The sequence below is a fragment of the Streptomyces sp. NPDC005302 genome, from assembly GCF_040607345.1.
Lineage (GTDB): Bacteria > Actinomycetota > Actinomycetes > Streptomycetales > Streptomycetaceae > Streptomyces.
On record NZ_JBEXGN010000037.1, the window covers coordinates 1 to 14,788 of the forward strand.

A 14,788-nucleotide genomic window follows, 5' to 3' on the forward strand; every position below is an offset into this window, starting at 1 on the left:
TACATTCCGAACCCGGAAGCTAAGCCTCACAGCGCCGATGGTACTGCAGGGGGGACCCTGTGGGAGAGTAGGACGCCGCCGAACTAATATTAGAGAAAACCCCCGTACCGGGGATACCGGTACGGGGGTTTTCTGCGTTCCGGATCGTTTTCGCGTGGTCGTCCGGTGGCCTGGTCGTCCGGGAATTGAAGAAGAAAGGGGGCGGTCTCCTTACGGAGACCGCCCCCTTTCTCGTTTTCCGGCTGCTTCCGGTTACTTCAGGCGGGACGACGCCACGATCGAGACGATGTGGGCCGGCACCAGGAGCCAGACGATCGCCGTGACGGCGATCGTGGTGATGCGGGTGGCGGTCAGGTCGCCGAGAGCGAGGTCGATGACCGCGGTGACGAGCAGCAGAATGGTGCACTCGATGCCGTTGACCAGGCGGTGGAGGCCGACGGCCGAGGCGAGCCGGCGCACGCTGGCGAGGCCGCTGGAACGCGGGACGACGGACTGGTCGGTCGCCTTCTGCATGCCGCTGTCGGAGCGGGCCACGTGCACGAGGTCCGAGGACGACTTCAGCAGCAGGACACCGACGGCCGCCGCGAGCCCCGCCACCAGGTAGGGGTCGAGACCGAGCTGAGCGGCGCGGATGCCCATGCCGACCATGACGGCCGCGTCGGCCAGGTAGGCGCCGAGCCGGTCCAGGTAGACGCCGAGCGGGCTGAACTGGCGCCGCCAGCGGGCCACTTCACCGTCCACGCAGTCGAGCAGCAGATACAGCTGCATGAACAGGACGGACAGGACCGCCCCGCCGAGTCCCGGCAGGATCAGGGCGACTCCGGAGAGGACCCCCGCGGCCACCATGATCACCGTGATCTGGTTGGGCGAGATACGAGCGTCGACGAGCCGGAGGGTGACGCGGAGGGACAGCGACCTCATGTAGAGGCGGCCGGCCCAGTGTTCGGCCCTGCTGTCCAGCTTGCCCTCGGGATGAATGACGGTGCGGAGTTCCTCGAGTTGGACCTTGGCCATGCGGTGCTTCTCCCTGACGAGCCGGTGCTGTAGCGGTTGTTGGCTGGAACTGTCGTACAAGGGAAGAGCATGACGGGGGGCGGGCCGGCGGCGTTCGGCAGGGTGGATATCCGGGTGAGCGAGGGTGCGGGCCCGTACTACCGTGACCCTCATGAACCACGTGATCCGTTCGATATGGCCCGACGAGTGGCGTCAGGTGAAGGAGCTCAGGCTCGACGCACTCCGGGACCCCGTCGCTCATCTCGCGTTCCTGGAGACCTATGAGGACGCCTCCGCCAAGGCCGACGGTTTCTGGAAGGAGCGGGCGGCCGGGGCTGCCGTGGGGGTCGAGGGGCGACAGCAGTTCGTGGCGGTCGGCGAGGACGGCGCGTGGGACGGTTCCGTGACCGTGCTGGTCGAGGAGGCCGGTTCGGTGGACCCCTTCGGGACGGTCACCGAGCATAACCAGGCCCATCTGGTGGGGGTCTTCGTGCGGCCCGAGCACCGGGGGAGCGCGGCCGGGGTGACCCAGGCGCTCTTCGACGCCGCTCTCGTGTGGTCGTGGGGGATCGGACTGGAGCGCGTACGGCTCTTCGTCCACGAGAAGAACAGCCGCGCCGAGGCGTTCTACCGCAAGGCCGGTTTCCGTCCCACCGGGAACTCCGTGCCGATGCCCGGGGACAACGGGGAACTGGAGCTGGAGTTCGTGATCACCCGGAGCGCGTGACGGAACGATCTCCGGCGCCCGGCGCCGCGGCCTAGGATCCCTGGGAGGATCGCAGCCGTCCCGGGGGAGCACACGTGGAACTCGCCGCTGTCGCAACGAGGCTGGCCTCGGCCGCCGTGGGCCCCCTCGTGAAGAAGCTGTTCGTCTCCGAGGGACCCGGCGCCGGTCTCGTCGACCGGCCGATCCGCATCTCCGGATACGTCTCCTTCACAGGAGAGAAGCGCTCCCTCACCGAGGGGGACGTCCGTGAACTCGCCGCGAAGCTGGTCCGACAGGGGCTGCGGAGCGGCGAACGGCCCATCGCCGCCGACGAGGAACAGGCCGTCGCCGACGCACTGGGCGCCACGCTCCACGCGCTCGGCGACCTCACCCTCACCGACCTCGACGCAGTGCGGCTGGGGCACCAGGAGTTCGCGCGGGAGCTGCGACGGGCCGGTGACCGTCCCGAGCGCCATCTGAGCTCCCGGGCCACGTACTTCTACGAGCGTCTGGTCGACACCGCCTGCCTGCACATCCTGCAGTTCTTCACCCAGCGATCGACCTTCGTCGCGCACGCGCTGGTGGAGCAGGCCCGGGGTCTCGACGAACTCATCGCCAAGGTGGACGAGTTGGTGCGTCGCAGTCCCCTGCCGGGCGGCGAGGACGCCGCCTTCGAGCAGCGGTATCTGGAGCACCTGCGCAAGAAGCACGGCAAGCTCACCATCCACGGGATCGATCTGAGCAGCTCGCCCACGCGGTGGCCGCTGGACGTGGCGTACCTGAACCTGGAGACGACCCGTCGGGTGCCGGGCCCGCCGCCCGGTGGCGGACCCGGTGTTCGGGGCGGTGACCCGGCCTCCGGAGGTGATCCTGACCGCGCGGCCGACCTGGAGCGCGTACGGGCGTATCAGTGGGCGCTCGCCGACGGGACCGAACCCGCCGACCAGGCACTCGCCGCCGACCGGCGGGTACTGCTGCGTGGTGAGGCCGGTTCCGGGAAGAGCACGCTCGTGCAGTGGCTGGCCGTCACCGCCGCCCGGGGGGAGTTGCCCGGCCGTCTGGAGTATCTCGACGACCGGGTGCCGTTCGTCCTCCCGCTCCGTACCCTCACGCGCCACGGCGAGCGGCTGCCCGGCCCCCGTGACCTGCTCGCCGCGTCGGGCTGCCCGCTGGCCGGCGGGCAGCCCGACGGCTGGGAGGACCGGGTGCTCCTGGCCGGACGCGGGCTGATCCTCGTCGACGGGATCGACGAGGTGCCCGAGCCCGAGCGGGAACGGACCCGCGGATGGCTGCGGGACCTGATGGAGACGTACGACGGGGAGAACCGCTGGCTGGTCACCTCCCGGCCTTCGGCGGTGGGGCATGACTGGCTGGTCGAGGACGGGTTCTGCGAGCTGGCGCTCTCCGCCATGGGGCCGTCCGACGTCGCGGCCTTCATCGACCGGTGGCACGCGGCCGCCGGGGCGGGTACGGACGACGGCGGCGAGCGGGCCCGGTACGCGGCGCAGCTGCGCACGGCCGTGCGGACGCAGCCGGACCTCGGGCGGCTGGCGACCAACCCCCTGATGTGCGGGCTGATCTGCGCCCTGCACCACGACCGGCGCGGCCGGCTGCCCCAGGGGCGCAAGGAGCTGTACGAGGCCGCACTGTCGATGCTGCTCAGCCGCCGTGACCGGGAGCGGGACATGGCGGTCCCCGCACTCCGAGAGGAGCCGCAGCTGGAGGTGCTCCAGCTCCTCGCCTACTGGCTGATCAGGAACGGCCGTACGGAGATGGACCGTTCACGGGCGGAGGCGATCGTCGCCCGGGTGCTTCCGGCGGTGCCGGAGGTCGGCGGGCTGGGCGGCGCGCCGGCCGTCCTCGACCACTTCGTCCAGCGCAGCGGCCTGGTGCGCGAACCCGCGCCCGGCACCGTGGACTTCGTCCACCGCACCTTCCAGGACTTCCTGGGCGCCCGGGCCGCCGTGGCGGAGGGCGACCTCGGGTTGCTGGTCGAGCACGCGGACGACGACCAGTGGGAGGACGTGATCCGCATGGCCGTGGCGCTCACCCGCCCCCGGGAGCGCGAGACGATCTTCCGGGAGCTGCTGGCGCGGGGGGAGCGTGCGCCGGACCAGCGGGTGCGGACGCGGATCCACCTCCTCGCGGCGGCCTGCCTGGAGCACGCCACGGCGCTCGGCCCGTCCGTGCGGGAGGCCGTGGAGCGGTCGGCGGCCGCCCTCGTCCCTCCGGGGAGCGAGGAGGAGGCGCGGGCGCTGGCCGACGTCGGGCCGCTGATCCTGCACCTGCTGCCCGGACCCGGGGAACTCGACGACGACATGGCCGCCTACCGCACGGTCATCGCGGCCTCGCACATCGCCTCGGACGCCTCCGTCGCCTTCCTCGCCCGCTTCACCGGCCACCCCTTCGTGCGGGTCCGCGCCCAGCTCATGTGGGCCTGGTCGCGCTTCGACAGTGCGCGGTACGCCGACGAGGTCATCGCGCGGCTGGATCCGGAGGGCCTCATCCACACCGTCCGCACCGACGAACAGCTCGGCCACCTCCTGCGCCTCGGCCGGGTGCCGCAGAGCATGGACGTCAGGGCAGGAGTGTCCGCCGCTGCCCTGACCGCCTACCTCTCGCAGCACCGCGTCCGTGAACTGACCGTCCCCGAGGGCATGGTGGCCGGTGTACGGGCCGCGCTGCGGGACGGCTCGGTCGACGTGGGCGTCGATCCGGTGCACGGTGTCGACGGCCGGGTCCGGGCGGTGCGCCTGACGCTCACGTGACGTCCGCGGGCCGGCCGCCGGTCAGTCCGGAAGCTCGTATCCGGGCCACCGCGACCGGAGTTGCTCACGGGAGCGGAGGAGCGCCAGGGTCGGGAGGCCACGGGCCGGGCCCGTGGTGAGGAGGTCCGGGAGCTGGGGGAGCGGGGCGACGGCCGCCACGTCGTCGAGGACGAGGGTGAGTGGTGGGTCGAGCCGACCGGAGGATGACCGTTCGGCCATGCGCCGGCCACGCTCGACCACGCTTGAGGCGAGGGCCGTCAGGAGCGGCATCGCGCCGGGGTTCGCCTTGGGATCCTCGATGGGTTCGCCGACCACATAGAGCGTGCCCCCTTCGTCGACGAAAGAATCCAGGGTGAGGCTGTCAGTTCGGTTCGGGGTGCAGGATTCGCGGATGTTGACCGTGCCGAGCGATGACAGCGCCCGGGCCGTCAACTCCTGTGCGATGTCGCGGCGTTCGGGGTGCGAGGTGAGCGCGGCCTCAAGTTCGCCGGCGGCGCCGGACGCGGCCTTGGGGTTCGTCCGCAGGGCCCGTACGGCGTCCTGGACCTGTGCGCCTTGGGCCCAGCGGTGCACGTGGCGGAAGGCCTTGCCCTCGACGGCGGCGGCGTGCAGGTAGCTGCGCAGGAGCGTTTCGGCGACGTCGGCCATCGCCTGGTCGACCTTGGCGGTGGGGCGTACGGCGGCGAGGAGGGCGTTCGCGCGGGCCGCGGCTGTCTCCCTGTCCTGGCAGCCGGCCGCGGGGGACCAGTGGAGGCGGGCCGGGGTGTCGCACAGGTGGGTGGGGTCGTAGAGGAGGACGGGGCCCAGCTTGGCGCGGGCGTCCTTGGTCTCCGACCAGATGCGCGGGTCGGAGGTGACGACGAGGGCGGGACCCTCGGCGTCGCGCACGGCCTGGGCGGCGGTGGGCCGGCGGGCCTCGGCCGCGGCGAGGACGACCGCGTGGGTGTTCTCCCAGGCCTGCTTCGGCTGGGCCGGAGTGGTGGTGAGGGGGGCCGTGCCGTCGGTGGGAGCCGCTTCCCGGCCGCCCGCCCACATCGTGGCGGCCACCGCCCCCGCGTCCGCACCCGGGGCGGCCCGGCCGGCGGTCCGCCCGGCCGGCTGTGCGCCTGTCTGGGCGGCGCCCGTCCGCTCTCCGGACCGGTCCGCCGTCCGGACGTCCTCGGTGGCGGGGGAAGGCGTGTGGGCCGTCGCGGGCGGCGCCGCGGCCGTCGGCTGCGCCGGGCCGGGATACCGCGCGGCGGCCGGGGGCTGCTGTTCCGCCCACGCCTGCTGTTCGGTCCTGGCCGAAGGGACCACCGGGCCGATCGCGCCCGCGGACGCCACGGCTTCCGCGCGTCGTCGGGCCCGGCCCGCGCGCCACCGGGCCACCGTGCCCATCACGAACACGGTGAGGACCAGCAGGATCATCAACTGGCCGATGAACAGCCCCCAGAAGAGCCCGTAGCCGGACAGCTGGGCGGCGGGGGTGTCGGGCCAGGCGCCCGGCAGATCGTGCGGGGCGCCGATCAGGTACCGCATGGCCAGCGGCGTACGCGCGAAGGTGACGGCGTCCGGCCAGGCACCGCGGGAGAACAGACCCGCGAGGCCCGTGGCCGTCCACACCATCAGGGTCATGCCGAGGAGGAAGCCGAGCACCCCGATCAGCAGGCCGTCGGGGATGCCGCCCTCGCGCTCGCGGCGGAGGTCGTGCCGGTCGTCCGCTCTCATCTCAGCCGGCCCCTCACGCCACCGTGGACTCGGAGGAGCCGTCGAGATCACTCAGATGCTGCTCCATGAAGGCCGCCGCTCTCTCCTCGGCCTCCAGTTCGGCGGCGCGCATGGCGTTGTCGGAGAGGAAGTCCGCGGAGGACTCGGTCATCGCCCGGTCGGTGAAGACGAGGGGGCGCTCGGTCTCGGTGATCAGGTGCTTCACCACCTGGACGTTGCCGTTGACGTCCCAGACCGCGATGCCCGGGGTGAGCGTCGGGATGATCTCGACCGCCCATCGGGGCAGCCCGAGCACCCGGCCCGTCGCCCGTGCCTCGTCCGCCTTCTGCGCGTAGATGGTTCTGGTCGACGCCATCTTCAGGATCGCGGCGGCCTCCTTCGCCGCCGCGCCGTCCACGACGTCCGACAGGTGGTGGACCACCGCCACGAAGGACAGGCCGAGACGCCGCCCGAACTTCAGCAGCCGCTGGAAGAGCTGCGCCACGAAGGGGCTGTTGATGATGTGCCACGCCTCCTCCACCAGGAAGATGCGCTTCTTGCGGTCGGGCCGGATCCAGGTGTGCTCCAGCCACACGCCGACGATCGCCATCAGGATCGGCATGGCGATGGAGTTCCGGTCGATGTGCGACAGGTCGAAGACGATGAGGGGGGCGTCCAGGTCGATGCCCACCGTCGTCGGACCGTCGAACATGCCCCGGAGGTCACCGTCGACGAGCCGGTCCAGGACCAGTGCGACGTCCAGGCCCCAGGCCCGTACGTCGTCTATGGCGACGTTCATCGCTTCGGCCGACTCCGGTTCGGGGTGCCGCAGTTGCTCCACGATGTCGGTGAGGACGGGCTGGCGCTCGACGATCGTCTCGTTGACGTAGGCGTGCGCGACCTTCAGCGCGAAGCCCGACCGCTCGTCGAGGCCGTGCCCCAGCGCGACCTCGATGATCGTCCGGAGCAGCGCGAGCTGGCCGGTCGTGGTGATCGCCGGGTCGAGCGGGTTGAGGCGGATGCCGAGGTCGAGGGCCGCGGTGGGGTCGAGCCGGATGGGGGTTATCCCCAGCTCCTCCGCGATGAGGTTCCATTCGCCGACGCCGTCCTCGCCCTGGGCGTCGAGGACGACGACCTGGCGGTCGCGGAAGCGCAGCTGGCGCAGGACGTACGTCTTCTCCAGGGCCGACTTGCCGTTGCCGGACTCGCCGAGGACCAGCCAGTGCGGGGCGGGCAACTGCTGCCCGTACAGCTGGAAGGGGTCGTAGATGTAGCCCTTCCCGGAGTACACCTCGCGGCCGATGATGACGCCCGAGTCACCGAGGCCGGGCGCGGCGGTCGGGAGGTAGACGGCCTGGGCCTGCCCGGTGGAGGTGCGGACCGGGAGCCGGGTCGTCTCGACCTTGCCGAAGAGGAAGGACGTGAAGGCATCGGTAGCGATGGACAGCGGATCCCGCATCAGTGCATCAGCCCCTACCTGCGGATTCCGGTGGCGAACGGCAGTGTGTTGACGAAGGCCCGGTGGTGCTCGCGGTCGCACCACTCCAGCTTCAGGTACGACTTGCCCGCCGAGGCACGGATGGTGCGCTTGTCGCGCGCGAGCGCCTCGGGGTTGCGCGAGGACACGGTGATGTAGCCGACGAGGTTGACGCCGGCGGCACCGCTCGCGAGGTCCTCGCCGCGCTGGTCGAGGCGGTTGTGCGAGGCGATGTCGCGGGGGTCGACGGTGCGGTTCATCTTGGCGGCGCGGCTGGCCTCGGCGTCGTCGTTCGTCTTCTCGGTCAGCATGCGTTCGATGGCGATCTCGGTGGGTTCGAGGTCCATCGTCACGGAGACCGTGCGGATGACGTCCGGGGTGTGGACGAGCAGCGGGGCGAGGAAGTTGACGCCCACCGGGGTCATCGGCCACTCCTTCACCCAGGCCGTGGAGTGGCACCAGGGCGCGCGGGTGGAGGACTCGCGCGTCTTCGCCTGGAGGTACGTCGGCTCCATGGCGTCCAGCTCGGCCGGCCAGGCGTTGCGCTTGGTCATGGCCTGGATGTGGTCGATCGGGTGGTCCGGGTCGTACATCGAGTGCACGAGGGAGGCGAGCCGCCCCTGACCGAGCGGCTGCCGTACGCGGATGTCGGCTTCCTGGAGCCGGGAGCAGATGTCGGTCAGCTCGCGTGCCATGACGACGGCGAGTCCGGCGTCGCGGTCGAGCTTGCGCCCGCCCTGCGGCCGGGCCGCGCGTGCCATGGCCTGCGCCTCGGCGGCCAGTTCGCGCGAGTAGTGCATGCACGCGACGAGGTAGGCGCGGTGCTGCTCGCTGCTGGTGGACACCATCGACTGGAGCTGGTCGTAGGACTGCTGGAGCCAGCCGGGGGCCCGTTCGTCACCGCGGACGGAGACGTCCTTGGCGTGGGCGTCCGGGTCGGCGGGGAGGGTGCGGGCGAGCATCTGGAGGCGGGTGACGAAGCCGTCGCCGTTCGCCACGTGCTTGAGCAGGGTCCCGAAGCGGTCGACGAGGGCCTCCTGGTCCTCGCTGTCGCGCAGGCCGACGCCGGGTCCCTCGATCTCGATCGCGGCGGTGACGGTGCGGCGGTCGGCGTGCAGCAGCACGGCGATCTCGTCGGGGCCGAAGGGGGCGGCGAGCCAGGAGATCCGGCCGATGCCGGGCGGCGGGCCGATCTCGACCTCCTTGCCGTCGATGCGGAGTCCGGCCTCCATCACCTGGCTGCGGTAGGCGGTGCCCTTGCGCAGGCTCCGCTTGTAGCTGCGGTTGATCTCGAACCACTTGTAGAACGTGCGGCGCTTGTACGGGATGTACACCGCGGCCAGCGCGACCAGCGGGAAGCCCATGAGCAGCACGATCCGCAGGGACAGGACCGGGACGAGCAGGCCGCACATCATGCCGAGGAACGCGCCCGCGATGATGAGCGCGATCTCGCCGGACTCGCGGTTGCGGCCGACGATCGCGTTCGGCCGGGCGCGGCCGATCAGATATGTACGGCGGGGCGTGACCAGGTGGGACACGTGGGACTCGGTCGTCAACGCCCTTCACCTCCCGTGCTGTTGGTGCTGCTGTTGCGGGTATTGCTCGCGTGCGGGGTGTTGACCGGGCTGCTACGCGGTGGGGGTGCGGCGGAGGGGACAGATCCGCCGCCTCCGTTCGGCGTACGACTGCTGTGCGCGGCCACACCACCGGACACGGGGTTGGCGGGGCGGGGCTGGCTGCCTCCGCCTCCACCCCCGCCGCCGTTGTCGGCGCGGGTGCTGTGGGTCTTGATGCCCTGCGCGACCATGGTCGCCGGGGAGGTCATGACCGCTGCGGCCTTGCCCTCGGCGCCCTGCATGATGCGGTTGTTGCGGGAGCCGGCGATCTCGTCGCCGAAGCCCGGTACGAAGCGGTAGATCATCGCGCTGGCGAAGATGGCGAGCAGGATGATGGCGAGGCCGGAGACGACGGCGGAGAACGCGTCGGGGCCGCTGTCGGAGCTGAGGGCGCCGGCGAGGCCGAGCACGATCACGATGACCGGCTTCACCAGGATCACCGCGATCATGATGCCCGCCCAGCGGCGGACGTGGCCCCACAGGTTCTTGTCGACGAGGCCCGCGTAGACGACGGTGCCCAGCAGGGCGCCGACGTACAGCAGGGCGGCCCGGATCACCAGCTCCAGCCAGAGGACACCGGCGGCCAGGATCGAGACCAGCGAGACGACGATCAGCATGATCGGGCCGCCGCCGATGTTCTCGCCCTTGCCGAGGGCGCCGGAGAACGTCCCGAAGAACGCGTCCGTCTGGTTGCCGGTGGTCTTGGCGAGCACCTCCGTGACGCCGTCCGTCGCCGAGACGACCGTGTAGAGGATCAGCGGGGTGAACGCCGACGCCAGCACGGTGAGCCAGAGGAACCCGATCGCCTCGGAGAGGGCCGTGCCGAGGGGGACGCCCCGTACGGCCCGCTTCGCCACGGCCAGCAGCCACAGCAGCAGGGTCAGGATCGTGGACGCCGCGAAGACGACGGCGTACTGCTGGAGGAACTTGGGGTTCGTGAAGTCGACGTTGGCGGTGTCGTTCACGGCGGCGGAGAGTTTGTCGACGGTCCAGGAGGCGGCGTCGGCGCAGCCCTTCGCCAGGGAGGAGAGCGGGTCGAGGGTCGACCCGAGCCCGCCCCCGGTGAGGCCGGTCTTGCCGCCGCCGCTCTTGTCGCCCTCGCAGTACTTTTTGGCGGGGCCGCGCACGAGATCGCACGCGTTGCCGCTGGGAGTCGGGGTGGGGGCCGCCAGGGCGTTGGTGGCCAGCAGGACGGCGGCCGACTGCACCGCCGCCACCGCGGCAGCGAGCGAGAGGGCACGACGCGGCTTGTTAGCGGGCATACGTGAACCCTCCGTACTCCTCGACAGCCTTGGTCATGTCGTCGGCGGTGGAGGCCTTCTGGTCCCGACCGACCGGGACCGGCCCGTCCTTCTGCGTGAAGTCGGCGACCTTCCAGTCCTCGCCGACCCACTTGAGCTGGTAGGTCGTCGTGTACCAGCTCTCCGACACCGGGTTGGTGGATCCCTCTCCGGACAGCCCGAACAGCGACGTGTACCAGAGTTCGACGGTGGCCGTGTCTCCGCCGGAGGCGGTGAGCTTGGTGCCCACGGGGATGATCCGCGAGACGAACGTCTGACCGGCCGGCGCGGCCCCGTTCTTGTCCAGGCCGATGTTGGTCAGGAACTTCTCACTGGAGTACGCGGCGTCCAGGTCCGGCTGCCGCGCGGCAGCCACGTCGGGCGCGTACACGGCGTCGACGATCGCGTGCCGCTGCCCGGTGTCGAACATCCCCGTCGAGCCCAGCGCGATCCCGTAGTTGGTGGCCGCGCTCTGGGCGCCCTCGCCCGTGTGGGGGAAGCCCGAGGGGATGCCGGCGGACTTCGTGTCCACGGGGTGGTCGCCGGAGGCGGCCGTCGGGGACGTCTTCGCCTTGTCGCCGCCCGTGTCGCCCGACGAGGGCGAGTCGTCGCCGCGGTTCGCGAAGGCGATCGCGGCGATGAGGAGGACGACGACGCCGACTACCGTGATCAGGCTCCGGGAGGAGGATCCGCGGCCACGGCGGGCGCCGCCGTAGACGTCGCCCTGGCGGTCGGGGAGGCGGGTGCGGGTCTGGCCGGAGCCGCCGTACCCCCCGTCCTCGCCGCGCGAGGCGTCGCCGTACCCGGGTTCGTCTCCGAGACTCATGCCGCGTACGCCCCCTCAACCTCTCGCTGAACCACGTAGTACGACGGTAGCCGTGCTGGTTCCCGCGCGGGCGCGGTGTGGTGACTCGACATCAGGGAAACGCAACCTCAGCCGGTGGGCACGACGGACGGGTGGGTCGGGGAGGAACGCTCTGTCCGGGCACGCCCGGCCGGGGACCGGCCGCGCGCCCGGTGCGGCGCGGACCGGCCGGTCTACACGGCCATGCCGTACACGATGGTGAAGAGCGTGCCGAGGGAACCGATGATGAAGACTCCCGTGAGCCCGGCGATGATGAGGCCCTTGCCCTGTTCGGCGCTGAAGGTGTCGCGGAGGGCGGTCGCGCCGATGCGCTGCTTGGCCGCACCCCAGATCGCGATGCCGAGACACAGCAGGATGGCGACCGCCATCACCACCTCGACCATCACCTTGGCTTCGTTGCCCAGGCTGCCGAAGGGGCCCCAGTCCGGGGCGATCCCGCCGATGATCGTGTTGATGTCGCCCTTGTCGGCTGCGAAAAGCATGTAAGTCACCGCCCCTAGTGGGTAGTTCTGCACCCCCTGCCACTGCGCAGAGGTCGGGCCCATTCTCGCCGACAAAGACGCCTTCGTATGTCGACTTGACGTCATTGGTTGGCGGGTTTCGTACGAATCCCTTGTCACCGGCGTACGCGGGGACCCTTTCGGGAGGCGTACGGCGCTATACGAAGAGTCGTATGGTCACTCTGTGTATCACGGTCGGTCACGCCGGGCAATGAAGTGGGAGCGAAACCTGTCGTGTGGTTCCGTCGTTGTCCCCTTCTACGGCGCTCGCGCGGACCGCTGATGGCCGACACGGCGTCCCCGTACCGCTCGTGACGGTCCGTCGCCTCCAGGCTAACCCCCCGTGCGGTCGCGGGGGCACGCGCGCGGGCCGTATCCGTGTGATCATCGGTGATGGCTTATATAAGTGCTGGCTGATACGTTCGGGGGGTGCACGCATTCGACGTACTCGGTGACCCCGTGCGCCGCAGGATCCTGGAGCTGCTCGCCGACGGCGAGATGAGCTCCGGAGCGGTGAGCGAGGCCATCGGGGAGGAGTTCGGGATATCGCAGCCCGGTGTCTCCCAGCATCTGAAGGTGCTGCGGGAGAACGGTTTCGCGACGGTACGGCCCGAGGGGGCCCGGCGGCTGTACGCGGTCGACCCGGCCCCGCTGCGGGACGTCGACGCGTGGCTGGACCCCTTCCGTCGCTTCTGGACGCCCCACCTGGACGCCCTGGCGACGGAACTGGCCCGCGGGAAGCGGGAGCGTCGCCTGCGCGCGTCCGGCGACGGCGGCAACAGAACTGCGGAGGAGCAATCGTGATCGACGTGACCCATCAGATCAACGCCGTGCGGCGCACGGTCGGCACGCGCGAGTACAAGGCGGGCGAGGCCCGCGTGGTGACGCTGAGTCAGACCTACGACGCCCCGGTCGAGGACGTCTGGGACGCCGTGACCAGTGCCGAGCGCATCCCCCGCTGGTTCCTGCCCGTCTCCGGCGACCTGCGCCTCGGCGGCACGTACCAGCTGGAGGGCAACGCGGGCGGCACCGTCGAGCGGTGCGAGCCGCCCGAGAGCTTCGCGGCGACCTGGGAGTACGGCGGTGACGTGAGCTGGATCGAGGTGCGGCTGATTCCGGAGGGCGAGCGCACCCGCTTCCAGCTCGAACACATCGCGCACGTCGACGACGAACGCTGGGCGCAGTTCGGGCCGGGCGCGGTCGGTGTCGGCTGGGACCTCGGCGTGATGGGCCTGGCCGGGCACCTCGGGTCCCCGGGCGGTGTCCTGGACCCGAAGGACAGCATGGCCTGGCTGACCTCCGACGAGGGCCGTGACTTCATCACGCGCAGCAGCGAGAGCTGGTACGAGGCGAACGTCGCCGGCGGTGAGCCGCAGGACGGCGCCCGGGGTGCGGCGGACCGGACCACGGCCGCCTACACGGGAGCCGAACCCGCGTAGGAGCCCGGCGCCTCACTTCATGAGCGGCCCTCACTTCATGAGGGACCTCGCCTCATGAGCGGTCCGCGGCGGGAGCCGGGGGCCGCTCGTCGTCGGCCCCCGCGGCGAAGTGGTCGAACTCGCCCGCGCGGACACCCAGGACGAACGCGTCCCACTTCCTGCGGGTGGTGGTGACGACGTTCTCCGGGTCACCGGTCTCCCGGAGGTGGACGAGGCCGTCCGTGCCGAAGGCGAGCTCGATCCAGGGGCCCGGCCCGGTCACGCCCTCCGGCGCGGCCCGCACCCAGTCGAGGCCCGGGGGGATGTCGGTCAACGGTGGTGTTCCTCTCCGGCCGGGTGGAAGCAGGCCTCTGCCGCGCCGTGTCCGGACCCCGGGTCCGTGATCGGAGACTTCCGCGGCCACCGTATCCCCGGGCCGCCGCCTCCGTGGCGCGTGGACCGAGGCTCGCCCCGGCCTGTCCGGAAGGGGCTGTCACCCGGCTGGACGCCCGGCCGGGCCCGTGGCCGCGGGGCTGTCGGGGTCCGGACGGGCGGCGCGCGGGGTCTCGGGCGATACTCGGACTCGTCCAAGGTTTTGCTCACCCGCTCGGGGCAAGGTGAGAGGCGATGAAGCGCACCCGCGTCACCCCTTTCCCCGGAGCCCGGCGGCGGCCCGCGCTGCTCGGCGCGGCGGTCGTGCTGCTGGCCGTGACGTCCTCGTCCGTGGCGGCGGCGGACGACGGGCCGGGACCGTTCGGCGTGACCGTCCAGGCCGCCGTGAACGCGCGGACGGCCCGCGTCGGCGCCCTGTTCCACGGGGACGCGGCGGCCAAGGGCGGCGGCGGGCACTTCTGCACCGCCTCCGTCGTGCACAGCGCGGGGCGTGACCTCCTCCTCACCGCCGCCCACTGTCTCGACGGCGGCAGGGCGATGTCCTTCGCGCCGGGCTACCGCGACGGCAAGGCGCCGTACGGGTTCTGGGACGTCCGGCGCGTGTTCCTGCCCGACGGCTGGAAGGACGGGCGGGCCGAGGACAGGGAGGACAGCGACATCGCCTTCGCCGTGCTCGGCGAGCGCGACGGCAAGAAGGCCGAGGACGCCGTCGGCGGCGCCTACGCCTTCGCCGCGCACCGCGCCACCGGGGCCACCGCCGTGACCGTCACCGGATACCCCAGCTCCGCGGACACCGCCATCACCTGCACCGACAAGCCCACCGCGCAGAGCCGCACGCAGCAGCGCATCGCGTGCCCCGACTTCGCCGGCGGGACCAGCGGCAGCCCCTGGGTGAACGGGGACGGCGCCGTCGTCGGCGTGATCGGCGGTCACGAGCAGGGCGGGAAGACCGACGACATCTCGTACAGCGCCGTGTTCGGCACCGAGGCCGCCGACCTCTACCGCGAGGCCGGACTGGCCGGTTAGGGACTGTCCGGCGGAACCTCGCCTGCCGCCTGTGCGCGATCTCCCCCCTGCGCGGACCCC

The 14,788-nt window shown here is 71.5% G+C and carries 13 protein-coding genes and 1 rRNA gene; 6 read left to right on the top strand and 8 right to left on the bottom strand.

Annotated features, from left to right (window positions below):
• A 5S ribosomal RNA gene (gene rrf, locus ABZT74_RS33185) occupies positions 1-84 on the top strand; the annotation flags it as partial.
• Positions 85-252: 168 nt separating this feature from the next.
• On the opposite strand, the gene ABZT74_RS33190 is transcribed toward rrf, so the two are convergent.
• The gene (locus ABZT74_RS33190) at positions 253-1,014 is read right to left on the bottom strand and encodes a CDP-alcohol phosphatidyltransferase family protein (protein WP_356440981.1); all 762 of its coding nucleotides are present in this window, start codon (positions 1,012-1,014) and stop codon (positions 253-255) included.
• Positions 1,015-1,165: 151 nt separating this feature from the next.
• Here ABZT74_RS33190 and ABZT74_RS33195 point away from each other — a divergent pair, with 151 nt between their 5' ends.
• Together ABZT74_RS33195 and ABZT74_RS33200 are read left to right on the top strand one after the other, a co-directional pair.
• Entirely contained in the window at positions 1,166-1,720 is a 555-nt protein-coding gene (locus tag ABZT74_RS33195) for a GNAT family N-acetyltransferase (RefSeq protein ID WP_356440984.1), read from the top strand.
• Between the two features lie 74 nt (positions 1,721-1,794).
• On the top strand, positions 1,795-4,467 hold the full coding sequence (locus ABZT74_RS33200; protein ID WP_356440987.1) for an NACHT domain-containing protein: 2,673 nt from the start codon (positions 1,795-1,797) through the stop codon (positions 4,465-4,467).
• 21 nt (positions 4,468-4,488) lie between these two features.
• Here ABZT74_RS33200 and ABZT74_RS33205 read toward each other — a convergent pair whose 3' ends face one another.
• The 6 genes from ABZT74_RS33205 to ABZT74_RS33230 form a co-directional block, all read right to left on the bottom strand.
• Positions 4,489-6,174, bottom strand: coding sequence for a type VI secretion protein (locus ABZT74_RS33205; RefSeq protein WP_356440990.1), 1,686 nt, complete (start codon positions 6,172-6,174; stop codon positions 4,489-4,491).
• A 13-nt stretch (positions 6,175-6,187) separates the two neighbouring features.
• Complete coding sequence (locus ABZT74_RS33210; RefSeq protein WP_355878919.1) at positions 6,188-7,612, bottom strand: ATP-binding protein; 1,425 nt, start codon at positions 7,610-7,612, stop codon at positions 6,188-6,190.
• 14 nt (positions 7,613-7,626) lie between these two features.
• Positions 7,627-9,186, bottom strand: coding sequence for an SCO6880 family protein (locus tag ABZT74_RS33215; RefSeq protein WP_356167502.1), 1,560 nt, complete (start codon positions 9,184-9,186; stop codon positions 7,627-7,629).
• On the bottom strand, positions 9,183-10,508 hold the full coding sequence (locus ABZT74_RS33220; RefSeq protein WP_356440993.1) for a hypothetical protein: 1,326 nt from the start codon (positions 10,506-10,508) through the stop codon (positions 9,183-9,185). Before ABZT74_RS33220 ends, ABZT74_RS33215 begins: the two co-directional genes overlap by 4 nt.
• On the bottom strand, positions 10,498-11,352 hold the full coding sequence (locus ABZT74_RS33225) for a hypothetical protein (RefSeq protein ID WP_356440996.1): 855 nt from the start codon (positions 11,350-11,352) through the stop codon (positions 10,498-10,500). The genes ABZT74_RS33220 and ABZT74_RS33225 overlap by 11 nt, the downstream gene beginning before the upstream one ends.
• 212 nt (positions 11,353-11,564) lie before the next feature.
• Complete coding sequence (locus ABZT74_RS33230; RefSeq protein ID WP_037622434.1) at positions 11,565-11,873, bottom strand: hypothetical protein; 309 nt, start codon at positions 11,871-11,873, stop codon at positions 11,565-11,567.
• 447 nt (positions 11,874-12,320) lie between these two features.
• On the opposite strand from ABZT74_RS33230, the gene ABZT74_RS33235 reads away from it, so the two are divergent.
• A complete protein-coding gene (locus ABZT74_RS33235) occupies positions 12,321-12,695 on the top strand; it encodes a metalloregulator ArsR/SmtB family transcription factor (RefSeq protein WP_355878933.1) in 375 nt (124 codons plus the stop codon).
• Positions 12,692-13,330 (top strand): SRPBCC family protein, encoded by a 639-nt coding sequence (locus tag ABZT74_RS33240; protein WP_355878936.1) that lies wholly within the window; start codon positions 12,692-12,694, stop codon positions 13,328-13,330. The genes ABZT74_RS33235 and ABZT74_RS33240 overlap by 4 nt, the downstream gene beginning before the upstream one ends.
• A 52-nt stretch (positions 13,331-13,382) precedes the next feature.
• Here ABZT74_RS33240 and ABZT74_RS33245 read toward each other — a convergent pair whose 3' ends face one another.
• On the bottom strand, positions 13,383-13,643 hold the full coding sequence (locus ABZT74_RS33245) for a DUF397 domain-containing protein (RefSeq protein ID WP_356440999.1): 261 nt from the start codon (positions 13,641-13,643) through the stop codon (positions 13,383-13,385).
• Between the two features lie 293 nt (positions 13,644-13,936).
• On the opposite strand from ABZT74_RS33245, the gene ABZT74_RS33250 reads away from it, so the two are divergent.
• Positions 13,937-14,728: a trypsin-like peptidase domain-containing protein gene (locus ABZT74_RS33250; protein WP_356441002.1), complete on the top strand. Its 792-nt coding sequence runs from the start codon at positions 13,937-13,939 to the stop codon at positions 14,726-14,728.
• Positions 14,729-14,788 lie beyond the last annotated feature (60 nt).